Below are 22,967 nucleotides of genomic sequence, written 5' to 3'. Positions count from 1 at the left end.
ACGGCTGCGAAGCGCGACTCCCACGCTCAGCCGGTTACGGGGCGGGCGGGACCCGCCGCTCCGGCTGCCCGGTTTCCACCGGGTGCTCGCGCCCCTCAGGATCCCCGGCCTCCTGAGGACGCCTGGGTCCCTCAGTGCGCTCGGGGCGCCACAGCGAGTGCTCCGCGCGGACCCACCACTGGGGCACGTATCCGGTCCGCAGTCCGCGGCGGGCCTCGGGGTCCTTGGCCGCGAACCGGACGTGGCCGGTGACGGCCGCCACGATGAGCAGGAAGAGCCAGTCGTGCACGAAGGTGGCCCCGGTGCGCCAGACCAGCGGCGTCATCCTCGGGAACCACATGATCAGCCCGGTGCCGGCCATGACCGGCACCGCACCCGCGACGAAGGCCGCGTAGAGCTTCTGCCCGGCGTTGAACTTGCCCGCCAGGCCCGGTTCCCGCCTGCGGCGGCGCAGCGCCACCCGCAGCCAGCGCCAGTCGTGCGGGAGGAACCGGCCGAGCCGGCCGGCGTCGGCCCGGAACGCGCGGGAGGCAAGGCCCAGCAGCGGCGGCAGCGGGATCGCGATGCCCGACCACTCGTGGACGGCGACCACCAGTCGGCGGCGGCCGGCGATCTCGGCGAGCGGTGGGAAGTACAGGCAGGCCGCGGTGAGGACGCAGACGCCCGTCACCCAGGCCAGCGAGCGGTGCACCCAGGTCTCGGCGCGGGTGAAGCGGCGTACCCCGCCGGCCGCCCGGGACTGCTCGATCCGGGCCATCGACTCATGAAGTCGGGTCATCATGGCGGCCGTTCGACCTGCCGACCCACCCGTCCACGTCATATCCGTAGTGCTCCCAGTAGCCGCGCTCGACGTCCTCGGTGACCGTGATCCCGGACAGCCACTTCGCGGACTTGTAGAAGTACATGGGCGCGGCGTAAAGCCGCACCGGGCCGCCGTGCGCGTCGGTGACCGGTTTGTCGTTCATGGTCAGCGCCACCAGCATGTCGCTGCGACGGGCCTGTTCGAGGGTGAGGCTCTCGCTGTACAGGCCGTCGAAGCAGGTGAAGTGGAGGGCGGTGCCCTTGGCGCGCACCCCGGCGGCGTCCAGCAGGGTGGACAGCCGCACCCCGGAGAAGGCCGTCCCGGGCACCCGCCAGCCGGTCACGCACTGCACGTCGCGCACCATACGCACCTGGGGCAGTGCCCGCAGGTCGGACAGGCGGTAGCTGACAGGATGCTCCACCAGGCCGCCGACGGTCAGCCGGTAGTCGGCCTCGCCGCGGTGCGGGATGGAGTCGGAGACCGAGTAGAAGCGGAATCCGCCGCTGCCGGGCAGCAGTCCGGTGATGCCGGTGGGGTCCTTGGTGGTGACGGAGGCCAGGATCGAGTCCAGCCTGTCCTGCACACCGCCTCCGACGGCGACGCCCGCCGCGCCGAGCCCGAGCATGCCCAGGACCATCCGGCGGCCCACGGGGCTGCCGTGCCGCCGCTCCTCGGGGTCCTCCTCCTGGAACGGCTCCGGCGTCCTCACCGGGTGCGACGTACGGTCTTCCATGGACCGATTCGAGCACGCCGGCGGCCCGCCGGCCAGGGGCAACCGGTGAACGTCAGGGTTTCGTCATATCCGGGCCGCCGTGACGGCGGCCAGCAGCGCGGCCAGCTCCCGGTTGAACGCGGCGGGCCGTTCCAGGTTCGGCAGGTGCCCGGCCCCCTCGATCGCCGCGAGCCGCGCCCGCGGGATCCGGTCCCGCAGGAACTCCGCGTCCGCGACGGGCGTGAACACGTCCTCGCGCCCGACCACCACCAGCGCCGGTACGCCGATCCCCGGCAGCGTCCCGGTGTAGTCGGGCCGCTCGGCCCGCCCCCGCAGCGCCGCCGCGGCCCCTTCCGGCGGCGCCTCCAGCATCATCCGCAGCACGTGCTCCGCGACCTGGGGCATCGCCCCCACGGTGGCGGGCGCAATCATCGAGTCCAGCACGCCGTGGGCGTAGCCGGCCATGCCCTCGGCCGACAGCCGGTCCGCCCGCCGGTTGCGCTCCCGCTTCCCCGCACGGGTCTCGCCCCGCGCGGAGGTGTCCGCGAGCAGCAGGCCGGCCACCCGCCCCGGGAAGAGCCGGTGGAACTCCAGCGCGATCTGCCCGCCCATCGACGCCCCGGCCAGCACCGCGCGCGCCACCCCCAGACGGTCGAGCAGCCCGGCCAGATCCCGGGCGAACGTCTCCAGCGCGGTGGTCCCGGGCACCACCGTGGTCCGTCCGTACCCCCCGCAGGTCCGGCGCGAGCGCCCGCACGCCGTGCCGGGCCAGGTGGTCCGTCTGCGGCCGCCACATCGTGCGGTCGAAGGGATGCCCGTGGACGAGCAGTACGGGAGGGCCGCCGTCCGCTCCGGTGGACCCGGTGTCCTCATAGGCGATCGTGACGCCGTGCACGAATACGGTGCCCACCTGGGTGTTCCCTCTCTCTCGCGGCTGTGGGTCGAGGCTATGGCTGGGCTTTTGGGAGGGCAATCCCTATATTGATCTCGGTGCAAAGGGCCCCCAGGGCCCTTTGCACCCGCCACCGCGCCACCGCGCCACCGCGCCGACGTGGCGCGGGGACGCCGGTGGGCGGTGCGCTGAACGGGTGAGCCGGCGCGGGTCGACGAGGGGTCGTGGTGGCCCGGGAAAGGGGAACCGTGCGGGATTTCCGGCGGGTGGCGGACGAGGTCGCCGCCCAGATCGCCGCGGGGCGGCTGCGGGCCGGGGACCGGCTGCCGACGCAGCGGGCGTTCGCCCGCCGGCAGGGGATCGCGGACTCCACGGCGGGCCGGGTGTACGGGGAGCTGGCCCGCCGCGGGCTCGTGGTCGGAGAGGTGGGGCGGGGCACGTTCGTACGGGCGGCGCCGCCGGTGGCCGGGCCCGCGCTGGCCGAGCCGTCCCCGGCCCGGGTGGACCTGGAGCTGAACCACCCCGTGGTGGCCGGCCAGTCGGAGCTGCTGGGCGCCGGACTCGCCCGGCTCGCGCGCCCCGACGTGCTGGCCGCCGCGCTTTGCCCGGCGGGGGCCGCGGGCACGGCGGCGGCCCGGGAGGCGGTGGCCGCCCTGCTCGCCCGCGCGGGCTGGTCCCCCACTCCCGCGTCCGTGCTGTTCGCCGGGAACGGCCGCCAGGCCATCGCCGCCGCGCTGGCCGCGCTGGTCCCGTCCGGCGGCCGGCTGGGCGTCGAGGCGTTCACGTACCCCGTGGTGAAGGCGATCGCCGGCCGCCTCGGCATCACCCTGGTACCGGTCGGCGGTGACGAGTGGGGCCTGCGCCCGGACGCGCTGCTGGCCGCCCACCGGGCCGCGCCGCTGAGCGCGGTGTACGTCCAGCCGACCCTGCACAACCCGCTCGGCGTCACCATGCCCGACGACCGGCGGGCCGAACTCGCGGTCGCCCTGCGGCAGATCGACACGGTGGCCGTCGAGGACGCGGTGTGGTCGTTCCTGCGGCCGGACGGTCCGGCGCCGCTGGCCGCGTACGCGCCGGAGCGGGTGGTCCACACCGACAGCCTCTCCAAGCGGCTCGCCCCCGGGCTGACCCTGGGCTTCGCCGTCGGACCCCCCGCGCTCGCCGCCCGGCTCGCCTCGGCGCTCCGCTCGGGTGCCTGGACGGCCTCGGGGTACGCGCTGGAGGCGGCCACCGGCTGGCTCACCGACGGCACCGCGGCCACGGTCGCCGCGGCCAAGCGGGCCGACGCTGGCGACCGGCAGCGTATCGCCGCCGAGAAGTTGCGCGGCTTCACCGTGCGCGCCGACCCGCGGGGCTATTTCTGCTGGTGGGAGCTGCCCGAGCCGTGGCGGGCCGACACCTTCGTGGCCGCCGCCGCCCGCCGGGGCGTCGCCGTGACCCCGGCCGCCTCCTTCGCCGTACTCCCGCACCGCACGCCCAACGCGGTCCGGCTCGGCCTGGCCTCTCCCCCGCCGCAGGTCCTGCGGCAGACCCTGGCGGCTCTCGCCGCGCTGGCGCGGACCGACCCCGACGACGTCTCCCCCGGCTGACCGGCGGTAGCGTCGCCGCATGCTGCGAAGAGTGCCGGGGAGCGACGGGTTGCGCGCGGAGCTGGGGCGGCTGACCGGGGTGCGGGCGATCAGGAGCAGTCCGCGCTCCCGGCTGTGGGCCGGGACGGTCCCGGTGGTGGTCAAGCACGTCGTGGCGGGTTCCGGCGCGAGTGCCCGGTTCGGCCGCGAGGTGGCCACGTTCCACGTGGCGGGGCGCGCCGGGAAGCCGGTGGCGGCGCCGCTGTTGGCGGCGGACCGGGCGGCGCGGGTGATGGTGCTCGCCCGGGTCGGGCGCAGGCCGGCGCCGGCCGACTGGGTGGTCGGCTGCCTGGAGGCACTGGCCCGGCTGCACGCGACCGGCCGGCCGCGGGACGCCGCCGTGCTGCCGGTCTGGACCGGGCCCACGGCGGCGGACGCCGACGCGTTCCGCGGTTTCGCCACCGCCCTCGGGGTATCCGCCGGGCCCCGGGCGCGCCGCCAACTGCTCGGCGCCGTCCGGCGGCTGGCGGACGGCGCCGCCGGACAGCACGCGCTGCCGCACGGCGACCCGTGACTGGGCAACGACCTGTACACCGGCGGCGGAGCGGTCTTCGTCGACTTCGAGGGCGGCGCGCTCGGCAGCGGCGTCGTCGAACTCGTCTTCCCGCGGCTGGGTTTCCCTACCGGCTGGGGCGCGCTGGGGCTGCCGCCCGGGGAGTTGGCGGCGGCCGAGGCCGCCTACGCCGCCGCCTGGCGGGAGGCCACCGGGACCGAGGTGCCGGGCGACCCGGCGGACGCGTGCGTGGGCTGGCTGATCCGCGGTGACGCTCTGGTGCCGCAGGCCCGGCGCGGGACCCGGGATTATCTGGCCCGCGCGGTACGGCGCGACTGGCGCTGGGGCGCCTGCTCCGCCCGGGAGCGGCTGCGCCACCGGCTCGGTGTCGTCGCCGGACTCACCGCGGACCACCCGCGGCTGTCCGAGGTCGGCGCCCTGACCGGCGCACTGCTGGGCGCCGTCGAGTCCCGCTGGCCCGCCCTGCGTCCGCTTCCCGCGACCTGCGGTCCCCGCGCCGACGCCTGAGACGGCGGGCCCGCGGCGACCCGGCGTCCCGCCGTGCGACCGCCGCGCGGCCCCCGCGGTGTCGCCCCGCGCCCACGCAGCGTCACGCCGCGAGTTGCGCCGCGCCCGCCGCCGGGTCACCCTGAAAACGCGGAATACGCATCACGGAGTACTGCAGTAGTCACTCTACGCATTTTCGCTCAGTTCCCATAGGAGCGGCACATGGCCGGCCCCGCGTGTGCGGGGACCGCCCCGCCGCGGAGGGAGTCGCAGCCGTGATCATGCAAGCCGACCAAGCCGATCCAGCGGCCCGAGAGTGCTCGCTCGACCTGGAAGCCCATCCGTACCGGATCCAGCAGATCCGCCGCATCGTGTCCGCTCAGCTGCGTTACTGGCGTCTCGACCCGCTCGTCGACGCGGCGTCGACCGGCATCAGCGAGCTGCTCGCGAACGTCCACCGCCATGCCAGACCCGACAAGCGCTGCGCGGTGAAGCTCAGCCTGGCCCCCGACCGCCTCTTGGTGGCCGTCACGGACCACGACCCACGGCTGCCGCATCTGGGGCCGATGGAGCCGAGCGCCACCACCGGCCGCGGACTGGCCATGGTCGAGGCGATGAGCGACAGCTGGGGTACGGACCTGCTGCCGGACGACGCCGGCAAGGTGGTGTGGTTCGTGCTGCGCACCCCGCTGGCGGCGCCCACGCCGGCGCCCCTGAAGGCCGCGGGCATGCCGATGGAGCGGATCGCTCCGAAACGGGTCGCCGTCGCCGCCTCGGTCGCCTGACGGCCTTGGCGGATCCCGGGCCGGGACCGGAACGGCCACCGCCTCCAGCCCTCAGACGGCGGCCGGTCCGGTCCCGGCCGCGCCTCCCCCGGCGAACGCTGACCAGGGCCTGTGGTGTTGGTCTGCGGGGGTGGCGGGACGGGGTTCGGGTGCGTACGGCCGGAAGACCGAGGAGGCAGGCGACGCGGTGTGTCGCCGACCGGCGGAAACGCGGCACACGTGCGTACCGGACCCCGCGACGCCGCGCAGCTCCCGCCGACTGACCCTAGCCGCCCAGGACCGCCAGAGGGTCGTCCAGTACCGGCTGCCAGGCCAGTTCCGCCGCGCCGACGAGGCTGTTGTGGTGGAGGGCGCAGGCGAGTACGGGGACGCTTCCGCTGCGTCCCCACAGGCTGCGGTCGGCCACGACCGCGCGGAGCGCCTCGGGGTCGGCGTTCAGGAGGTGGCCGTGGAGGCCGCCGAGCAGGATGCGGTCGGGGTTGAGGACGTTGACGAGGCCGGCGAGGCCGCGCCCGAGCCGGTCGATCAGGACGTGGGCGGCTTCGCGGACGGACGGGTCGTCGTACTCCTCGCGGAGCAGGTCGACGGACTGCTGGAGCAGCGAGACCTCCGGGCCCGGGTCGCGGCCGGCCGCTTCCAGGAAGGCCAGCGGATCGGCCTCGACGTCCAGGCAGCCGCGGCTGCCGCAGTGGCAGGGGCGGCCGTCGGGCAGCACCGTGAGGTGTCCCACCTCCAAGGCGAGGCCCGAGCTACCCGTGTGCAGGCGGCCGTTGAGGACCAGCGCGCCGCCGACGCCGCGGTGTCCCGAGGCGACCACCAGGAGGTGCTGGGCGTCGCGCCCGGCGCCGTGTCGGTGTTCGGCGAGCGCGGCCACGTTGACGTCGTTGCCGACGAAGGAGGGCACCGGCTCGCCGTCGGGCCCGAGGATGCCGACCCGGGCGACCTGCCCGGCGAACACCTCGCGTACCGGGGCGCCCGCCGGCCATGCCAGGTGCAGCGGGTTGAGCGCGGTGCCGTCGGGCTCGGCGACCGCCGAGGGCACCGCGAGCCCGGCGCCCACACAGACCCGCCCGTACTCCCGCAGCAGTTCCGCCCCCGCCTCGACCACCGCGCCGAGTACGTGCGCCGGGTCGGCCGGTACGGCCATGGTCCGCGGCGACGTGGTCACGATCTCCCCGCCGAGCCCGACCAGCGCGGCCCGGAAGCCGTCGGCGTGCACCTGCGCGGCGAGCGCGACCGGCCCGCCGGGGGCGACGTCGAGCCGGTGCGAGGGGCGGCCCTGGGCGCCGGAAGGCCCGGCGGGCCGGGTGTCGACCCGGATCAGCCCGAGTGCCTCCAGTTCGGCGGCGACCGCGCCCGCCGTGGCCCGGGTCACCCCGAGTTCCGCGGTGAGCAGCGCGCGGGTCGCCGCGCGTCCGGTGTGCACCAGGGAGAGCGCCGGTCCGAGCGCACCCCGGCCCCGCTCAAGCCTTGTCCGAATCTGTGTCACCCCCCTATTCTGACTTTGTGCCGACGCTAAACAAAATAGGGACTGTTCTCTCGAATTTTTCCATGCCGCCCCGATCCCATCACACCGCCGCCGCCGAGCCCGCCCTGCGGCGGCTTCGCGTCGCCCTCACCGTCTTCTTCGCCGTGGACGGCTTCCTCTTCGCCGGCTGGGTGGTCCGCATCCCCGCCATCAAGGCCCAGGTCGGCGCCTCCGCCGGGCAGTTGGGCCTGGCTCTGCTGGGTGTGTCGGCCGGAGCGGTGGCCACCATGGTGCTGACCGGACGGTTGTGCCGGACGTTCGGCAGCGAGCGGGTGACCGTGGCCACCGGCGTTCTGCTGTCGCTGAGCATCGCCCTTCCGCCGCGCACCCACTCGGCGCTCGCACTCGGCCTGGTCCTCCTGTGCTTCGGCGTCTCCTACGGCGGCATGAACGTCGCGATGAACAGTGTGGCGGTGGACCTGGTGGCGGCGCTGCGCCGCCCGGTCATGTCCGGTTTCCACGCCGCCTACAGCCTCGGCGGGCTGACCGGCGCGGGCATCGGCGGACTGGTCGCGCCGCACCTCTCCCCCGCCACGCACCTGCTGCTGCTCACCCCGATCGGCCTGGTCGCGGTGGTGGCGGCCGGGCGTGTCATGGTGGCGCACCCGTTGAGCGGACCCACGGCGCGCGGGCGCGCGGGCACCAGGGCCGTGGACGTGGAGCACAGGCCCGCACCGGCGGCGTCGGTGCCGGTTCCCACCACGACGACGCCGACGCCCGCGCCCGCACCCGCACCCGCACCCGCACCCGCACCGAAGAATCCCTCCACCCTGCTGGTCGCCGTCTTCGGCCTGATCGCGGCCTGCACGGCATACGGCGAGGGCGCGCTCGCCGAGTGGGGGCCGCTGCACATCCAGCAGGATCTGCACGGCGGCTCCGGCATCGCGGCGGCGGGCTACGCCTGCGTCACCCTGGCCATGGCGCTGGGGCGGCTGTCCGGCACCGGGCTGCTGGTCCGGCTCGGGCAGACCCGCGCGCTGGTGCTGGGCGGCGTGGTCGCCTGCGCCGGAATGCTGCTCGGGGCACTGGCGCCGGCGATCCCGCTGGTGATGATCGGCTTCGCGATCACCGGGCTCGGCCTGGCCAACCTCTTCCCGACCGCCATCGCCAGGGCCGGGGAGCTGACCGGCCCCAGCGGAGTGGCCGCCGCCTCCACCCTCGGTTACGGCGGCATGCTGCTGGGCCCGCCCTCGATCGGCTTCCTCGCCGACGCCTTCGGCCTGCCGACCGCGCTGCTCACGGTCTCGGTGCTGGCCGCCGTAGCGGCGGGGATCGCGTACGCGGCACGGAACAGCGGCGCGACCGCGTAACCACCGGGCCGCGGCGGGGATTCGGGTCGGCAGCGGGCGGCCGGGAGCCTCAGCCCCTCGGCAGCATCCGCTCCAGCACGGCCAGATGCCCCGGCCGTGCCTCCTCGTACCGTTCGCGCCCCGCCGCCGTGATGGCGACCCGCACCCCGCGCCGGTCCTCACTGCAGGTGTCGCGGCCCACCAGGCCGTCCTTCTCCAACCGGGACACCAACCGGGACAGCGCGCTCTGGCTGAGGTGGACCCGGTCGGCCAGTTCCTGCACGCGGAACGCGGAGCCGCCGTCCTGCGTACCCCCGCCCACCAGTACGTCGAGTACCTCGAAATCACTGGCACGCAGTCCGTACGGGTGCAGCTCGCGGTCAATCTCGCCCGTCGTGCGCGCGTGGACGGCGAGGATCTCCCGCCACTCGGCCACGAGCGCCCGCTCATCCTTGTCGCCGGTCATGCGGCGAGGGTAGCAGTCCGGAAAACAACATGTTCGAACAACAAACGCGTGCAGAGGAGACGGGCCTGCGCACGGAATGGCACCCGGCAGCGCCATCGAATGCGGCGGCCGGCCGTTCGCGCAGTCCGTGTACGCACACCGTTGCCGACCCGCCGGCGGAGAAATAGAACGCCACGTAACAACGTCAACCTGGCGCACCACACATCACCCCCGTCAGTTCTGCAGGCACGACAGTGCAAACCGAGTGGAAATTTCACAGCGATTTGCACCGATAAGGCATCGACCAGTCGGGTGAACCTGAAATCAAGACGAGCGACCCGGTCAGCCGCCGGCGGGCGCACACTCCATCGACCGCGCATAAAGTCGGCTGAACGCGCTAAGGAGCCCCCGCTCATCACCCCCCGCGGCGCCAACCGCGGGGGAGCAAGGGGCTCCTTGCGTGGCCCCCTGACGCCCTGGTCAGCAGCGAGAGGAAACCCATGTTACGAAACCACACTGGAGTTACGCTCCGCAAGGTAACCGCGATCTTGTGCCCACCCAGACACCACATTGAAAAGTTCATCGTATTAATTAGCAGAATCATTCTCGACCTTGCACAAACGGTCAGAACGCAAAGGCGTGCGCTCCTCGGACACTTCGTACGCGGCGCCGCGCATCAGGCGGGGGTCGCCACCGTCACGGTGGTCGTGATCTGGCACCGGCGCCACGGCTGACCCTCACCGGCCGGCCGTGCTCCGCCGCCTCCGCGCGGAGCACGGTCGCGCACGGGACGAGCACGGACACGGCGCCCCCCGGACGGCGATCCGCCGGAAGCCGCCGCATCGCCGTCCGGGGCCTGACCGCATGCCCAGCGCCCACGGACCTGCTGCCGGGCTTGTCGGGACTGCGGTCCGCGGCGGAATCGGGCGAGCGGCCGGTTTCCTCGGTCCCGCGGCTAGCGGGGGGACGCGCGGGCCGAACCGTGGCCCCGTCTTCATGGCAGACTTGACGCGCCGTCGGGGGACGTGGCGGAGAGGAACCGGGGATGCGCAGGGTCAGGACGCAGCAGGAGCAGGACGCGGTCACGGTGGAGACGGTCTACGCGGTCGTCACCGGCGCGCTGTTCGCCGCCATGGCCTTCGCCGCGGCGATCAGTCCGGTGCTGGCGGACGCGGCGCACGGTACGGCCCGTGAGGGGTGCTTCACCGGGGCGGTCGTGGCGTCCGCGGCCATCTTCTGCTGGCGGGTGGCGCTGACACTGCGGCGCTTCGAGCGGCAGAACCGGTTGCCGCGCGCCGACGTGTCGGCCGGTCGGCCGAGCCGGCCCGGGCGGACCAGGCAGGACTCGTAGGCGAACGCAGCCAGTCGGGTGCGGTCGCGCGGAGCCGGACCCGCCGTCCCGCGGCGGGGGCGGTGCCCCGACGGCCCGGACGGTTGCACATGTGCCGTGCGTGCCACGCCGGACGCCCGGTCCTCGGTGGTGCGTCCACCGGCCGGGGCGCCGTGCCTACTCCGCCGGGAGCACGTCGAGTCCGACCTGTCCCGCCAGCGCGGCGGCGGCCTGGTCGAAGAACGGGCCACGTGCCTCGACCACTTGGTTGAACTGGCCGAACACCTCGAAGCTGACGAGCCCGAAGACCTGGGCCCAGACGGCGACGAGGGCGGCGATGACCGGGATGGGAAGTTCGGGAGCCAACTCGGCGGCGAGATGGGCGGCGTCGGTGCGGACGGGGGCCGCCAGGGGGCGGCCGGGCGGGTCGCCGAGCCGGCCGGCGCGGTAGGCGTCGCGGACCACCGCGACCAGGGCCAGGGCGACGCGGGAGGCGGGGCCCACGGTGTCGGCCGGCGCGCTGTAGCCGGGCACGGGCGAGCCGTAGATGAGGGCGTATTCGTGGGGGTGGAGCACCGCCCAGTCGCGGGCGGCACGGCAGACCGCTGTCCAGCGGTCGACGGGGTCCGCCTCGGCGGCCGTGGCGAGGGCCGCTTCGGCGGTGGCGCCTATCGCGTCGTACGCGTCGATGATCAGGGCGGTGAGCAGGTCGTCCCGGCTGGGGAAGTAGCGGTAGAGCGCGGAGGAGACCATGCCCAGTTCGCGCGCCACCGCGCGCAGCGACAGGCGGGCCGCTCCCTCGGCCGCGAGCTGTCGCCGCGCCTCGTCCTTGATCGCCGCGGTCACTTCGACGCGGGCGCGTTCTCTGGCTCCTCGAATGACGCTCATGCGGAGAGTGTGCCACACGCCGCGAGCGTCGATCAAGAATGAGATCGGGAGAAGGAATATAGAGCAGTGCTCTTGTCAGTCGTTCCGGAACGTGTCAGGCTGTTCTCAGGCGAGAGCACCGCTCACGAAACGCGGTCCGCCGGGCACCACCCACCCACGTCACTCATGCCTTACGAACCGGGAGACCGCCATGTCCGAACAGACCCTGCACGTCAAAAAGCCCGGCTGGCTCACCGTCCACGTCTTCAACCGCACCGTCGCCTGGCTGACCCGGCGCGGCCTCAGCGTCTGGGGCTCGCGGGTGCTGGCGGTACAGGGGCGCAAGTCCGGCGAGTGGCGCCGCACCCCGGTCAACCCGCTGACCGTGGACGGGCGGCGCTATCTGGTGGCCCCGCGCGGGCATGTGCAGTGGACGCACAACATGCGGGCGGCCGGCGGCGGGCAGCTGCTGCTGGGCCGGAAGGTCGAGAAGTTCACCGCGACCGAGGTCCCCGACGACGACAAGCCCGTCCTTCTGCGGGCGTACCTCAAGCGCTGGAAGGCCGAGGTCGGGGTGTTCTTCGACGGGGTGGGCCCGGATTCCTCGGATGAGGAGCTGCGCGCGATAGCGCCCAGGCACCCGGTGTTCCGGGTCCACCCCGCCGACGGCGAGTGAGCGGCCGGACGGCCCGCGGTCGGTCGGCCCGGCGGCCGGGTCTTCGCGGCCGGGTCTTCGCGGCGGGGGCGGGAGGCTCAGGCCCGGTCCACGGCCCCCAGCGCGCGGCGGGCCAGCGGGTGGGTGCGGACGAGTTCGGCCAGCGAACTCTTGCCGCGGGTGATGCCCGCGAAGGCCCGCCAGGCGGGCGGGAAGGTGGTGAGCACGGCGTGCAGCAGCCCGGGGCGCCGCTCGAACAGGTCGAGCATCCGGCGGCCGACGCCCATCTCGACGCCGAGCCCGGCCTTCACCGCGAAGGCGTAGTTGAGGGCTTGGCGGCGGGCGTCGACGGCGTCGTGGGACTCGGCGATGCGCACCGCCCACTCTCCCGCGAGACGGCCGGAGCGCAGCGCGTAGGAGATGCCCTCGCGGGTCCAGGGTTCGAGCAGCCCGGCGGCGTCGCCGCACACCAGCACCCGGCCCCGGGACAGCGGGGAGTCGTCGGCGCGGCAGCGGGTCAGGTGGCCCGAGGACACGCTGGGCTCGAAGCCCGCCAGACCGAGCCGGGCGATGAAGTCGTCGAGGTAGCGCTTGGTGGCGCCGCCGTCGCCGCGGGCGGAGATCACACCCACGGTGAGGGAGTCGCCCTTGGGGAAGACCCAGCCGTAGCTGCCGGGCAGCGGCCCCCAGTCGATGAGCACCCGTCCGGCCCAGTCCTCGGCGACGGAGGCGGGGACCGGGATCTCGGATTCCAGGCCGAGATCCACCTGGTCCACCTTGACGCCCACATGGGCTCCTATCCGGCTGGCGCTGCCGTCGGCGCCGACCACGGCCCGAGCGTAGACGGTCTCCTCCTCGCGCTTGCCGTCGGAGCCGAGTATCACCGCCACGGTACGGCGGTCGGGGACACCGGGGCCGTGCTGCTCCACCCGGGAGACGGTCGTTCCGGTGCGCACCTCGGCGCCGGCCGCGCGGGCCGCCTCCACCAGCCCGGCGTCGAACTCGGGCCGGTTGATGAGGCCGAAGAGCATCTGCCGGGAGCGCTTGGTCCGGGTGAGTCTGCCGTTGAGGCTGAAGGTGACCGCGTGCACCCGGTCGCGCAGCGGCAGTTCGAACCCGGGAGGCAGCGCGTCCCGGGAATAGCCGACGATGCCGCCGCCGCAGGTCTTGTACCGGGGCAGCTCGGCCTTCTCCAGCAGCAGGACGCGCCGACCGGTCACGGCCGCCGCGTGGGCCGCCGAGGCTCCGGCGGGGCCCGCGCCGATCACGACGACGTCCCAGACCGACGAGGTTCCGTCGTCCGCCGCACCGCTGTCCTGCGCTTCTTCACCGCTCACGTCTGATTACGCTCCCGCTCGGCCCGCTCGGCTGTCTTCGCTGTTCAGCCGCATCCTATGGCGCCTGGTGACGACTGCTCGCTGTGGCACCATCGGCAGCGAGCCGTCGCGGAGGTCAACGACCGCGCCGGCCGGAAGAATTGCCGCCCGTCCCTGCTAGGGTCTTGCGTTCGGATCTCCGCGGGTCGAGGAGCGGGGTCCGGTGCGTGCGCGTGCACGGCCGAGGAGGGAGGCGACGTGGTGTGTCGCCGACCGGCGGGAACGCGGCAGGTGCGCAGTACCGGGGCACGCGGCGCCGCGCAGGTCCACACGACAGACCCTAGGAGTCCTCATGCCCTCCGTTCCGCTCGCCGACACCGTGGCGTCGCTGATCCCCCGTGCAAAGGCCGAGCTGACCGAGCTGGTGTCGTTCGCGTCGGTGGCCGACGAGCGCCAATTCCCCAGGAGCGAGTCCCTAAGGGCCGCCGCGTGGGTGGCGGAGGCGCTGCGGCAGGAGGGCTTCCAGGAGGTGGCGCTGCTCGACACGCCTGACGGCACGCAGTCGGTGTACGGCTTCCTGCCGGGCCCGGCCGACGCGCCGACGGTGCTGCTGTACGCGCACTACGACGTGCAGCCGCCGCTGGACGAGTCGGCGTGGCTGTCGCCGCCGTTCGAGCTGACCGAGCGGGACGGCCGCTGGTACGGGCGCGGGGCCGCGGACTGCAAGGGCGGGCTGCTGATGCACCTGACCGCATTGCGGGCGCTGAAGGAGAACGGCGGGCTGCCGCTCAACGTCAAGGTGATCGTGGAGGGTTCGGAGGAGCAGGGCACCGGCGGCCTGGAGCAGTACGTCGGCCGGCACCCGGAGCTGCTGGCCGCGGACACCATCGTGATCGGCGACGCCGGCAACTTCCAGGCTGGTCTGCCGACGGTGACCTCCTCACTGCGCGGCATGGCTTTGCTGGAGGTGCGGGTGGCCACGCTGGAGGGAAACCTGCACTCGGGACAGTTCGGCGGGGCGGCGCCGGACGCCCTCGCCGCGCTGATCCGGATGCTGTCCTCGCTGCGCGACGAGACCGGTGCCACCACGATCGACGGCCTGGACGGGACCGGCCGGTGGTCGGGACTGGCCTACGAGGAGGCCGACTTCCGGCGGGACGCGAAGGTGCTGGACGGGGTGGAACTGGTCGGCACCGGCGAGATCGCGGACCGGCTGTGGGCCCGTCCGTCGGTGACGGTCCTCGGTATCGACGCGCCCCCGGTGGTCGGCGCCACCCCCTCGGTGCAGGCGGCCGCGGGCGCGCTGGTGAGCGTGCGTGTCCCGGCGGGCTTCGACGCGGACAAGACCGTCGAACTGCTGACCGCGCACCTCAGGTCGGCCGCGCCCTGGGGCGCGCGGGTCGAGGTGACGGTCCGCGGCAGCGGTCAGCCGTTCGCCGCGGACACCGGCAGCCCGGCGTACGAGGCGATGGCCGACGCGATGCGCGAGGCGTACGGCCGGGAGATGGCCGTGGCCGGGCTGGGCGGTTCGATCCCGCTGTGCAACACGCTGGCCGGGCTGTACCCGCAGGCGGAGATCCTGCTGATCGGACTGTGCGGGCCCGACGCGCAGATCCACGCGGCCAACGAGAGCCTGTCCCCTCGGGAGCTGGAGCTGATGTCGCTGACGGAGGCGCTGTTCCTGCGGCGTTACGCGGCGTCGCAGTCGGCCGGCCTCGGCGTCTGAACCGGGGTGACGGCCAAGGCCCCGGACGGGGCCCCGGACGGGGACGGCGCCCGCCTGCCCGTCCCAGCCGCCTTCGCGGGCGGCCGGGACGGCGCCGCGGGGCCGGCGGGGTCATTGCGCCGGGTGGCCCGCTTCGAGGTTGAGCGGACGGCCCTGTTCCCGCGCGCGCAGGGCCCAGCGGAGGCGGTCGAGGCGCAGCGGGGGGAGCAGGCCGGCCGCCTCGTCCTCGGTGACGAATCGCCAGTCGCGCAGTTCGGCGTCGGGCAGCAGCACCCGGGCGATGTCGGCGGTGGGCACCCGGCCGCCGTCGAAGATCAGCCGGAGGCCGCCGTGTCCGGGCGGCTGCGGCGGTTCCCAGTCCACCACCAGCAGTTCGAGCCCGCGGGTCAGCTCGATCCCGAGTTCCTCGGCGACTTCGCGGTGGCCCGCCCGTACGGGTGACTCACCGCGTTCGACGATGCCGCCGGGGAACTCCCAGCCGGGCTTGTAGGTGGGGTCGACGAGCAGCACCCGGTCGTCGTCGTCGAAGAGCAGCACGCCGGCGGCCACCGTCTCCGCGCGCGGCGCGGGGGTCTGCACGATGCCGCAGACCCCCGCGCCGCTGCCCACTGCCTCGCAGACCGCCTCGGCCGTCTGCCGGGCGGTCAGCCCGGCGGTGGGCAGCACGTACGCGTCCAGCGTGAGCCAGGGCAGCGCCTGCCGGTAGTCGGCGATGCGGTCCAGCGCCCAGCAGCGGGCGGTGTCGTCGGCCCGTTCGTCGTCAGGGTGGTCCCGCCGGAGGGCGATCCGCTCACGCAGGATCGTTTCTCCAGGATCGAGCAGGACGTGCCGGACCTCGATGCCGCGGGCGGCGAGGCCGCCGAAGATCTCGTCGCGGTGGTCCTGCCGCAGCAAGGTCATCGGGGCGATCAGCACCCCGCCGACCTCGTTCAGCAGCGAGCAGGCGGTCTCCACCACCAGCCGCCGCCAGGTGGGGGACTCCTGGTAGTCGGTGACTTCCCGGAGCTGCCTCTCGGGCAGCAGCTGGCGCAGACAGCCCCCGAAAACCTCGGGTTCGTACAGGGTGCTTGCCGGTATCAGGTCAAGCATGTCGCGTGCCGCACTGGTCTTGCCCGCGCCGAACGCCCCGTTCACCCAGATGATCACGGTGCCCCCTTCTCCGTAGACTCCTACGAATTGCCCGGATCATCGACCCCGGCAAACGCGCCACCGCCTCCGGTGCACCCGCCCGGCGGCAACAGCGGCCGCTGAGCCGACACGCCCGAAACGGCGGGGCCCGTTCCGCCGGCGACCGGCGACGCGGCCGGACGTCCGTGAGCGGAGCCGCCGGGCGCGCCGCCCGGCGGCTCGCCCGGGACCGCGGCGCGGAAGCCGCGGCGTTTCGGCCGCCAAGGGCGGCGCGCCGGGCTGCGTCGGGCCGGGGCGGACCCCCGCCGCGGAACGCGCGCCGTCCGGCCGCCCCGGCGCTCGCCGCCCCCGAGACGCCGCAGAGAGACGCCTTTGAGCCACCCCCCGAGCGCCGGCCCGGGGTCTCCCGCCGAGTGCCAGGAGCCGCCGGCGGGCCGCCGGTGTCGTCCCGCGGACGGCCCTTTCCGGGGCCTGCCCGGGCAGCCTTACGCCCCCACGTTGAAGGCCCCCAGGCCGAGGGCCCGGGCCGCTGCCGCCGCCGCGCCCACCAGGCCCGCGTCGGTGCCGAGGGCGGCGGGGACGACCTGGACGCCCGCGGCGAAGGAGAGGGTGGCGTAGCGGGTGAGGTGGTCGCGCAGGGGGTCGAAGAGGACGGAGCCCGCGTTGGCGACGCCGCCGCCGACGACGGCGACGTGGATCTCGACGAGGGTCGCGGTCGCGGCGATCCCGGCCGCGAGCGCCTGGGCCGCCCGGTCGAAGGAGGCGAGCGCGAGGGGGTCGCCGGCGTGGGCGGACCCGGCCACGGCGGCGGCCGTGGGTTCGGTGCCGGCCGGTGGCCGCCAGCCGGAGTCCAGAGCGCGGCGGGCGATGTTGGGACCGCTGGCGATCCGCTCGACACAGCCGCGCGACCCGCAGGGGCACAGGTTGCCGTCAAGGTCGACGCTGATGTGGCCGATGTGTCCGGCGTTGCCGGTGGGGCCGGACAGCAGCGCGCCGCCGAGCACCAGGCCGCCGCCGACGCCGGTGGACACCACCATGCACAGCGCGTTGTCGTAGCCGCGGGCCGCGCCCTGCCAGTGCTCGGCCGCGGCGATGGCGACGCCGTCGCCGGTGAGCACCACGGGCAGGCCGCCGACGGCCTCCGCCACCCGGGGCACCAGCGGAAAGGCGCGCCAGCCGGGCACGTTGACCGGGCTGACCGTGCCGTGCGCCGCGTCGACCGGTCCGGCGCTGCCGATGCCGACCGCCACCACCGCCGGCCACCCCGGGGCCGCCCGCAGCTCCGCCAGGACCTCGGCGACCGCCCGCATCACGGTCTCGGCGTCCTCGGCGGCGGGCGTCCACCGCCGGGACCGCAGCAGCAGGCGGCCCTCCGCGTCCACGAGCGCCCCGGCGATCTTCGTACCGCCGATGTCCAGGGCGGCCACGAGTGGACCGGTCGCGCCGAAGGGGTGCATCGTCTGGGGGTCTCCCTCTTGTGTCGGCCCGGGGGACGGCGCGGCGAAGCCGCCGCGACGGGCCCGGAGGCGGCTTCGGTCGCCGGGGTTCCGCGGAAACGGCCCCCGGGGATAGTCTCGCCTACCTCTGACAACGTTGTCCATCACTTGCCGCAGGGAATACTACGACCGTGACCCACGCACCCGGCCGCCCTCCCCGGCCCACCATGAAGGACGTCGCCGCGCGGGCGGGTGTCGGGCTCAAGACGGTCTCCCGGGTCGTGAACGAGGAAGCGGGCGTCACGCCGGACACGGTGGCCCGGGTGCAGGCGGCGATCGACGCGCTGGGCTTCCGCCGCAACGACAGCGCGCGGCTGCTGCGGACCAGGCGCACGTCCAGCGTCGGGCTGGTCCTGGAGGACCTCGCCGACCCGTTCTACGCGTCCTTGAGCCGCGCCGTGGAGGATGTGGCGCGGGCGCACGGGGCGCTGCTGTTCACCGGGTCCAGTGCCGAGGACCCGCGGCGCGAGCAGGAGCTGGTCCTGGCCTTCTGCGCCCGCCGGGTGGACGGTCTGGTGGTGGTGCCGGCCTCGGACGACCACCGCTATCTGGGTCCGGAGATCGAGGCGGGGGTGGCCACCGTCTTCGTGGACCGGCCGGCGGGCCTGCTGGACGCGGACGTGGTGCTCACCGACAACGCCGGCGGCGCCCGGCAGGGGGTGGCCCACCTGGTCGCACACGGCCACCGCAGGATCGGCTTCATCGGCGACCGGCGGAGCATCCACACCGCGGCCGAGCGGCTGCGCGGCTACCACGAGGCGATGGCCGGGGCGGGACTGCCGGTGCGGCCCGAGTGGTACGCGATGGGCCCCACCGCCCCGGAACGGGTCAGGGCCGCCCTCGACGCGATGCTGTCAGGGCCGGAACCGGTCACCGCGGTCTTCGCGGGCAACAGCCGGGTCACCGTCACCGCGGTCCGGTTGCTGTCCGCCCTGGCCCGCCCGGTCGCCCTGGTCGGCTTCGACGACTTCGAGCTCGCCGACCTGCTCAGCCCGCCGGTGACCGTGGTGGCCCAGGACGCGCCGGGCATCGGCCGCACCGCCGCCCAGCTGCTCTTCCGCCGGCTGGACGGCCTCCTCCCCGACGAGCGGCCGACCCGGATCGAGCTGCCGACCCGGCTGGTGCCGCGCGGCTCCGGCGAGATCCCGCCGTCCCGCGGGCCCGGGGACTGATCGCCGCCCGACCGCCCCACCGCGCCGCCCCGGCCGCGCCGCCCCCGCGGGACCGGGTCCGGCGGACCGGCGCCGCGACGGGCGCCGTCAGCGCCCCGCCAGCGCGTCCAGTTCCGCCCGGCCCAGTCCGGTGCGCCCGCTCACCTCTGCCGTGTCCACGGCGCCGCAGTCCAGGCCGCGCAGCAGGTAGCCGCTGAGCGCGCGGGCGGTCGCGGGCTCGTCCATCACCTCGCCGCCCGCCCTGGCGACGTAGGCGGCCAGCCGGTCGGCGGCTGCGGGCAGCCCCTCGCGGTAGAAGGCGTACGTGGCGGCGTAGCGCGTGGGCAGGTGCGCCGGATGCATGTCCCAGCCCTGGTAGTACGCGCGGGCCAGCGAGCGGCGGACCAGGCCGTAGTGGAGCCGCCAGGCGGAGTGCACCCGCTCGGCGGGGCCGACGGGGAGCACGTTGGTGGAGCCGTCGCAGAGCCGTACGCCGGTGCCTGCGGCCGCGGCCTGCATCACCGCCTTGGCGTAGTCGGCGGCGGGGTGGTCCAACGACTGGTGGGCGGCGCTGATCCCACAGGCCGCGCTGTAGTCGAAGGTGCCGTAGTGCAGCCCGGTGGCGCGGCCGGCGGCGGCGTCGATCAGCCGGGGCACGGTCGCGGTGCCGTCCGGGCCGAGGACGGCCTGGGTGGTCTCGATCTGGATCTCGAAGCCGATCCGGCCGGCCGGGAGTCCCGCGGCCCGCTCGAACTCCGCGCAGAGCCGGGCCATCGCGGCGACCTGCGCGGGAAAGGTGACCTTGGGAAGGGTCAGGACGAGTCCGCCGGGCAGCCCGCCGCCGTCGAGCAGCGCGGTCAGGAACAGGTCGAGGGTGCGGATGCCGCGGTCGCGCACGGCCGCCTCCAGGCACTTCATGCGGATGCCGATGTACGCGGGCGCGGTCCCGTCGGCGACGGCCGCGGTCACGGTACGGGCGGCGGCGACCGCGGCGGCGTCCTCCTCGGCGTCCGGTCGCGGCCCGTAGCCGTCCTCGAAGTCGATCCGCAGGTCCTCGACGGGTTCGCGGCGCAGTTTGGCCCGCACCCGGTCGTGCACCTCGGCGGCGGGACCGGCGGGCAGACCGAGCACGGCGGCGAGGGCGGCGGCGTCCGGCGCGTGGGCGTCGAGCGCGGCGAGCGCCCGGTCCCCCCACTGCCGTACGGTCCCGGCGGTGAAGGCGTCGGCGGGTACGTAGACGGTGTGCACCGGCTGCCGGGTGCCGGGGTCGCCCGGGTAGCGGCGGGCGAGTTCGGCGTCGGTGGCGGCGAGCGATGCGCCGATGCCCGTACGTACCGTGTCCGCCAGGCTCGTCAGGGCCGCCATCCGCGTCCTCCCGGTTTCAACGGACCGTTGAAGCGAAAGCTAGCCGGGAGCCGGGCGGGGGTCAACAGGCCCCCGGCCGGGCGGCCCCCGCCACCCGGCGGGGCGCGAGGGGGCCGTCCGGCCGGACCGGGATCAGCCCTTGCGGGCGTTGATCTCCTCGGTGAGCTGCGGGACGACCTGGAAGAGGTCGCCGACCACGCCGTAGTCCACCAGGTCGAAGATCGGCGCCTCGGCGTCCTTGTTGACGGCCACGATGGTCTTCGAGGTCTGCATGCCGGCCCGGTGCTGGATGGCGCCGGAGATGCCGTTGGCGATGTAGAGCTGCGGCGAGACCGACTTGCCGGTCTGGCCGACCTGGTTGCTGTGGGGGTACCAGCCGGCGTCCACCGCGGCGCGGGAGGCGCCCACGGCCGCGCCGAGGGAGTCGGCGAGCTGCTCGATGACGGTGAAGTTCTCAGCGCCGTTGACGCCGCGCCCGCCGGAGACCACGATCGCGGCCTCGGTCAGCTCCGGACGCCCGCTGGACGTGCGCTCGGCGCGCTGGACGACCTTGGTACCGGTGGCGAGGCCGCCGAAAACCACCGCGAGCTGCTCGACGGTGCCGGCTGCCGGGGAGCTCTCCACAGGCGCCGAGTTGGGCTTGACGGTGATCACCGGGATGCCCCTGGTGACCCGGGACCTGGTGGTGAAGGCGGCGGCGAACGCCGACTGGGTGGCGACCGGGCCCTGCTCGTCCGCCGTCAGGTCCACGGCGTCGGTGATGATGCCGGAGCCGAGCCGCAGCGCCAGACGGGCGGCGATCTCCTTGCTCTCGGCGGAGGACGGCAGCAGCACGGCGGCCGGGGACACCGCCTCGGCGGCGGCCTGCAGGGCGTCGACCTTGGGGACGACCAGGTAGTCGGCGAACTCCGGCGCGTCGGCGGTGAGGACCCTGACCGCCCCGTGCCCGGCGAGCACGGGGGCGGCGGTGTCGGCGCCGGGGCCGAGGTGGACGGCGACCGGCTCGCCCAGGCGGCGGGCCAGGGTGAGCAGTTCGAGGGTCGGCTTGCGGACGGCGCCGTCCACGTGGTCGACGTAGACGAGGACTTCAGCCATGGGAATGCACTCCTGCGGAAGGTCTGCGGGCGGGGGCGGGCCGGAGGCCGGGCGGCCGTCGGTCGCGCCGCTGGGCGGCGGGGACGGCACGGCCCGGACCCGGTCGGCGGGACGGGGGCGCGGCCGGACGGCTCGTCAGATGAACTTCTGCTCCACAAGGAAGGCCGCGAGCTGCTTGCCGCCCTCGCCGTCGTCCTTGACGATCGTGCCCGCGGTGCGTGCCGGGCGCGCGGTGGCGTCCTCGACGGCGGTCCAGGAGCCGGCCAGGCCGACCTCGGCCGGGTCGATGTCCAGGTCGGACAGGTCCAGTGACTCCAGCGGCTTCTTCTTGGCGGCCATGATGCCCTTGAAGGACGGGTAACGGGCCTCGCCGGACTGGTCGGTGACCGACACCAGCGCCGGGAGCGACGCCTCCAGCCGCTCGCTGGCCGCATCGCCGTCACGGCGGCCGGTGACCTTGCCGTCGGCGACCGCGACCTCGGAGAGCAGGGTCACCTGCGGGACGCCCAGCCGCTCGGCGAGCAGCGCGGGCAGCACGCCCATGGTGCCGTCGGTGGAGGCCATGCCGGTCACGACCAGGTCGTAGCCGATGTGTTCGATCGCCTTGGCCAGCACCAGCGACGTACCGATGACATCGGTGCCGTGCAGCGCGTCGTCCTCGACGTGGACTCCCTTGGCCGCGCCCATCTGCAGCGCCTTGAGCACCGCGCCCCTGGCGTCCTCGGGACCCACCGTCACCACGGTGATCTCCGCGTCGCCGGCGGCCTCGGCGATCTGCAGCGCCTGCTCCACCGCGTACTCGTCCAGCTCCGACAGCAGGCCGTCGACCGCGTCGCGGTCGGTGGTCAGGTCCTCGGCGAAGTGACGGTCGCCCGTGGCGTCGGGCACATACTTCACTGCGACTACGATCCTCAAGCTCACGCCTGCTCTCCTACTGCATCGTCCTGCACGTCTTCGTGAACTGCCCCCGGACAAGGCGGCCGAAGCCCCGGCCCGCGACGGGACCGGAAGTCCGGCAGGCACCCCGTTACGGCAGCATAGGCGCCTGCGGGGACAGCTCCCGGCCGGGGCACGGCAACTGTTCCGAGCGAAATATTACTCGCCAGTACACAGACGTGCCGACACAACCGCAAGGCTCGCGCACTGTGACCTGCCCGACGCCCCCGGGCGGAGAGCGGAGCACCCCGGGGGCGTGGACGTCAACGCGGCAGGCGGTGGAAGTTCCCCTCGTGGTAGAGGAGCGGGCCGCCGGGGCCCTCGGAGTCGCCGGCCATCGCCCGTGCGATCACCAGCCAGTGGTCCCCGGCCTGCACCCGGGCTATCACCTGGCACGCCAGCCAGGCGGAGACCTCGTCGAGCAGCGGCACCCCGTGGGGTCCCACCGACCACGCGGTGTCGGATCCGAAGCGGTCGGCGCCGCTGCGGGCGAAGACGGCCGCCAGGTCCTCCTGGTGCTCGCCGAGGATGTGCACGCCCACGGAGGACGCGTCGGCGACGGCGGGCCAGCTGGACGAGCCCAGGCTGATGCCGAAGGAGAGCAGTGGCGGTTCGGCGGCCACCGAGGTGAGGGAGGTCGCGGTGAAGCCGACCGGGCCGGCGGTGCCCATCGCGGTGATCACGGCGACACCGGCGGCATGTCGGCGGAAGACGGAGCGGAAGAGCGTCGGGTCGAAGCCGGGATCGCCGGCCTGGTCATGGGCGGGGCCCAAATCGATCGTGGCGGTCACGTGATGTCCTTCTGGGGCGAGCGGGCCTGT

General features: G+C 74.5%; 21 protein-coding genes and 1 pseudogene. 9 read left to right on the top strand and 13 right to left on the bottom strand.

Going from position 1 to position 22,967, the window contains the following annotated elements:
- Positions 1 to 34: 34 nt before the first annotated feature.
- From RLT57_RS29500 to RLT57_RS29490, 3 genes and pseudogenes are all read right to left on the bottom strand, one after another.
- A complete protein-coding gene (locus RLT57_RS29500; RefSeq protein WP_399129971.1) occupies positions 35 to 778 on the bottom strand; it encodes a cytochrome b/b6 domain-containing protein in 744 nt (247 codons plus the stop codon).
- Positions 762 to 1,535, bottom strand: a complete 774-nt coding sequence (locus RLT57_RS29495) for a molybdopterin-dependent oxidoreductase (protein ID WP_399129656.1) — start codon at positions 1,533 to 1,535, stop codon at positions 762 to 764. Before RLT57_RS29495 ends, RLT57_RS29500 begins: the two co-directional genes overlap by 17 nt.
- A gap of 63 nt (positions 1,536 to 1,598) precedes the next feature.
- Positions 1,599 to 2,424 (bottom strand): annotated as a pseudogene (locus RLT57_RS29490) (alpha/beta fold hydrolase).
- 230 nt (positions 2,425 to 2,654) lie between these two features.
- On the opposite strand from RLT57_RS29490, the gene RLT57_RS29485 reads away from it, so the two are divergent.
- The 4 genes from RLT57_RS29485 (at position 2,655) to RLT57_RS29470 (ending at position 5,819) form a co-directional block, all read left to right on the top strand.
- Entirely contained in the window at positions 2,655 to 3,995 is a 1,341-nt protein-coding gene (locus tag RLT57_RS29485) for a PLP-dependent aminotransferase family protein (RefSeq protein WP_311300308.1), read from the top strand.
- A gap of 19 nt (positions 3,996 to 4,014) precedes the next feature.
- Entirely contained in the window at positions 4,015 to 4,548 is a 534-nt protein-coding gene (locus RLT57_RS29480; protein WP_311300307.1) for a hypothetical protein, read from the top strand.
- A 144-nt stretch (positions 4,549 to 4,692) separates the two neighbouring features.
- Complete coding sequence (locus RLT57_RS29475) at positions 4,693 to 5,055, top strand: hypothetical protein (RefSeq protein WP_311300306.1); 363 nt, start codon at positions 4,693 to 4,695, stop codon at positions 5,053 to 5,055.
- A 260-nt stretch (positions 5,056 to 5,315) separates the two neighbouring features.
- Positions 5,316 to 5,819, top strand: a complete 504-nt coding sequence (locus RLT57_RS29470; RefSeq protein WP_311300906.1) for an ATP-binding protein — start codon at positions 5,316 to 5,318, stop codon at positions 5,817 to 5,819.
- A 265-nt stretch (positions 5,820 to 6,084) separates the two neighbouring features.
- Here the strand turns inward: RLT57_RS29470 and RLT57_RS29465 are convergent, their stop codons facing one another.
- Positions 6,085 to 7,308, bottom strand: a complete 1,224-nt coding sequence (locus RLT57_RS29465) for an ROK family protein (RefSeq protein WP_311300305.1) — start codon at positions 7,306 to 7,308, stop codon at positions 6,085 to 6,087.
- A 17-nt stretch (positions 7,309 to 7,325) separates the two neighbouring features.
- Between RLT57_RS29465 and RLT57_RS29460 the strand changes: the two genes are divergently transcribed.
- Positions 7,326 to 8,657 (top strand): MFS transporter, encoded by a 1,332-nt coding sequence (locus RLT57_RS29460; protein WP_399129653.1) that lies wholly within the window; start codon positions 7,326 to 7,328, stop codon positions 8,655 to 8,657.
- A 49-nt stretch (positions 8,658 to 8,706) separates the two neighbouring features.
- On the opposite strand, the gene RLT57_RS29455 is transcribed toward RLT57_RS29460, so the two are convergent.
- Positions 8,707 to 9,102, bottom strand: coding sequence for a MarR family winged helix-turn-helix transcriptional regulator (locus RLT57_RS29455; RefSeq protein WP_311300303.1), 396 nt, complete (start codon positions 9,100 to 9,102; stop codon positions 8,707 to 8,709).
- Between the two features lie 1,024 nt (positions 9,103 to 10,126).
- Here RLT57_RS29455 and RLT57_RS29450 point away from each other — a divergent pair.
- Positions 10,127 to 10,432, top strand: coding sequence for a DUF6332 family protein (locus tag RLT57_RS29450; RefSeq protein ID WP_311300302.1), 306 nt, complete (start codon positions 10,127 to 10,129; stop codon positions 10,430 to 10,432).
- 156 nt (positions 10,433 to 10,588) lie between these two features.
- Here RLT57_RS29450 and RLT57_RS29445 read toward each other — a convergent pair whose 3' ends face one another.
- Positions 10,589 to 11,299, bottom strand: a complete 711-nt coding sequence (locus tag RLT57_RS29445; protein ID WP_311300301.1) for a TetR/AcrR family transcriptional regulator — start codon at positions 11,297 to 11,299, stop codon at positions 10,589 to 10,591.
- A 190-nt stretch (positions 11,300 to 11,489) separates the two neighbouring features.
- Here RLT57_RS29445 and RLT57_RS29440 point away from each other — a divergent pair, with 190 nt between their 5' ends.
- Complete coding sequence (locus tag RLT57_RS29440) at positions 11,490 to 11,954, top strand: nitroreductase family deazaflavin-dependent oxidoreductase (RefSeq protein ID WP_311300300.1); 465 nt, start codon at positions 11,490 to 11,492, stop codon at positions 11,952 to 11,954.
- A 77-nt stretch (positions 11,955 to 12,031) separates the two neighbouring features.
- On the opposite strand, the gene RLT57_RS29435 is transcribed toward RLT57_RS29440, so the two are convergent.
- Positions 12,032 to 13,270 (bottom strand): geranylgeranyl reductase family protein, encoded by a 1,239-nt coding sequence (locus RLT57_RS29435; protein WP_311300299.1) that lies wholly within the window; start codon positions 13,268 to 13,270, stop codon positions 12,032 to 12,034.
- Between the two features lie 331 nt (positions 13,271 to 13,601).
- Between RLT57_RS29435 and RLT57_RS29430 the strand changes: the two genes are divergently transcribed.
- On the top strand, positions 13,602 to 14,975 hold the full coding sequence (locus RLT57_RS29430) for a dipeptidase (RefSeq protein WP_311300297.1): 1,374 nt from the start codon (positions 13,602 to 13,604) through the stop codon (positions 14,973 to 14,975).
- 111 nt (positions 14,976 to 15,086) lie between these two features.
- Here RLT57_RS29430 and RLT57_RS29425 read toward each other — a convergent pair whose 3' ends face one another.
- Positions 15,087 to 16,121, bottom strand: coding sequence for an NUDIX hydrolase (locus RLT57_RS29425; RefSeq protein WP_311300296.1), 1,035 nt, complete (start codon positions 16,119 to 16,121; stop codon positions 15,087 to 15,089).
- A gap of 467 nt (positions 16,122 to 16,588) precedes the next feature.
- Positions 16,589 to 17,560: an ROK family protein gene (locus RLT57_RS29420; protein ID WP_311300295.1), complete on the bottom strand. Its 972-nt coding sequence runs from the start codon at positions 17,558 to 17,560 to the stop codon at positions 16,589 to 16,591.
- A 206-nt stretch (positions 17,561 to 17,766) separates the two neighbouring features.
- Between RLT57_RS29420 and RLT57_RS29415 the strand changes: the two genes are divergently transcribed.
- Complete coding sequence (locus RLT57_RS29415) at positions 17,767 to 18,771, top strand: LacI family DNA-binding transcriptional regulator (protein WP_311300905.1); 1,005 nt, start codon at positions 17,767 to 17,769, stop codon at positions 18,769 to 18,771.
- Between the two features lie 87 nt (positions 18,772 to 18,858).
- Here RLT57_RS29415 and RLT57_RS29410 read toward each other — a convergent pair whose 3' ends face one another.
- The 4 genes from RLT57_RS29410 to RLT57_RS29395 form a co-directional block, all read right to left on the bottom strand.
- Positions 18,859 to 20,115: a DUF6986 family protein gene (locus tag RLT57_RS29410; protein ID WP_311300294.1), complete on the bottom strand. Its 1,257-nt coding sequence runs from the start codon at positions 20,113 to 20,115 to the stop codon at positions 18,859 to 18,861.
- Positions 20,116 to 20,247: 132 nt separating this feature from the next.
- Positions 20,248 to 21,210 (bottom strand): electron transfer flavoprotein subunit alpha/FixB family protein, encoded by a 963-nt coding sequence (locus RLT57_RS29405; RefSeq protein WP_311300293.1) that lies wholly within the window; start codon positions 21,208 to 21,210, stop codon positions 20,248 to 20,250.
- A 135-nt stretch (positions 21,211 to 21,345) separates the two neighbouring features.
- Entirely contained in the window at positions 21,346 to 22,131 is a 786-nt protein-coding gene (locus tag RLT57_RS29400) for an electron transfer flavoprotein subunit beta/FixA family protein (protein ID WP_311300292.1), read from the bottom strand.
- A 278-nt stretch (positions 22,132 to 22,409) separates the two neighbouring features.
- Positions 22,410 to 22,937, bottom strand: coding sequence for a flavin reductase family protein (locus tag RLT57_RS29395; protein WP_399129648.1), 528 nt, complete (start codon positions 22,935 to 22,937; stop codon positions 22,410 to 22,412).
- Between the last annotated feature and the right edge of the window lie 30 nt (positions 22,938 to 22,967).

This window comes from Streptomyces sp. ITFR-21 (assembly GCF_031844685.1).
Classification (GTDB): domain Bacteria; phylum Actinomycetota; class Actinomycetes; order Streptomycetales; family Streptomycetaceae; genus Actinacidiphila.
The sequence above is the reverse complement of the archived record's forward strand: the minus strand, read 5'-3'. Positions and strand labels throughout refer to the sequence as shown.

Bases quoted from the DNA above. Each gene is read 5' to 3' on its own strand.
- RLT57_RS29500 (WP_399129971.1), bottom strand. From the start codon at position 778: ATGACCCGACTTCATGAGTCGATGGCCCGGATCGAGCAGTCCCGGGCG.
- RLT57_RS29495 (WP_399129656.1), bottom strand. From the start codon at position 1,535: ATGGAAGACCGTACGTCGCACCCGGTGAGGACGCCGGAGCCGTTCCAG.
- RLT57_RS29480 (WP_311300307.1), top strand. From the start codon at position 4,015: ATGCTGCGAAGAGTGCCGGGGAGCGACGGGTTGCGCGCGGAGCTGGGG.
- RLT57_RS29470 (WP_311300906.1), top strand. From the start codon at position 5,316: ATGCAAGCCGACCAAGCCGATCCAGCGGCCCGAGAGTGCTCGCTCGAC.
- RLT57_RS29455 (WP_311300303.1), bottom strand. From the start codon at position 9,102: ATGACCGGCGACAAGGATGAGCGGGCGCTCGTGGCCGAGTGGCGGGAG.
- RLT57_RS29450 (WP_311300302.1), top strand. From the start codon at position 10,127: ATGCGCAGGGTCAGGACGCAGCAGGAGCAGGACGCGGTCACGGTGGAG.
- RLT57_RS29445 (WP_311300301.1), bottom strand. From the start codon at position 11,299: ATGAGCGTCATTCGAGGAGCCAGAGAACGCGCCCGCGTCGAAGTGACC.
- RLT57_RS29440 (WP_311300300.1), top strand. From the start codon at position 11,490: ATGTCCGAACAGACCCTGCACGTCAAAAAGCCCGGCTGGCTCACCGTC.
- RLT57_RS29430 (WP_311300297.1), top strand. From the start codon at position 13,602: ATGCCCTCCGTTCCGCTCGCCGACACCGTGGCGTCGCTGATCCCCCGT.
- RLT57_RS29420 (WP_311300295.1), bottom strand. From the start codon at position 17,560: ATGCACCCCTTCGGCGCGACCGGTCCACTCGTGGCCGCCCTGGACATC.
- RLT57_RS29415 (WP_311300905.1), top strand. From the start codon at position 17,767: ATGAAGGACGTCGCCGCGCGGGCGGGTGTCGGGCTCAAGACGGTCTCC.
- RLT57_RS29410 (WP_311300294.1), bottom strand. From the start codon at position 20,115: ATGGCGGCCCTGACGAGCCTGGCGGACACGGTACGTACGGGCATCGGC.
- RLT57_RS29405 (WP_311300293.1), bottom strand. From the start codon at position 21,210: ATGGCTGAAGTCCTCGTCTACGTCGACCACGTGGACGGCGCCGTCCGC.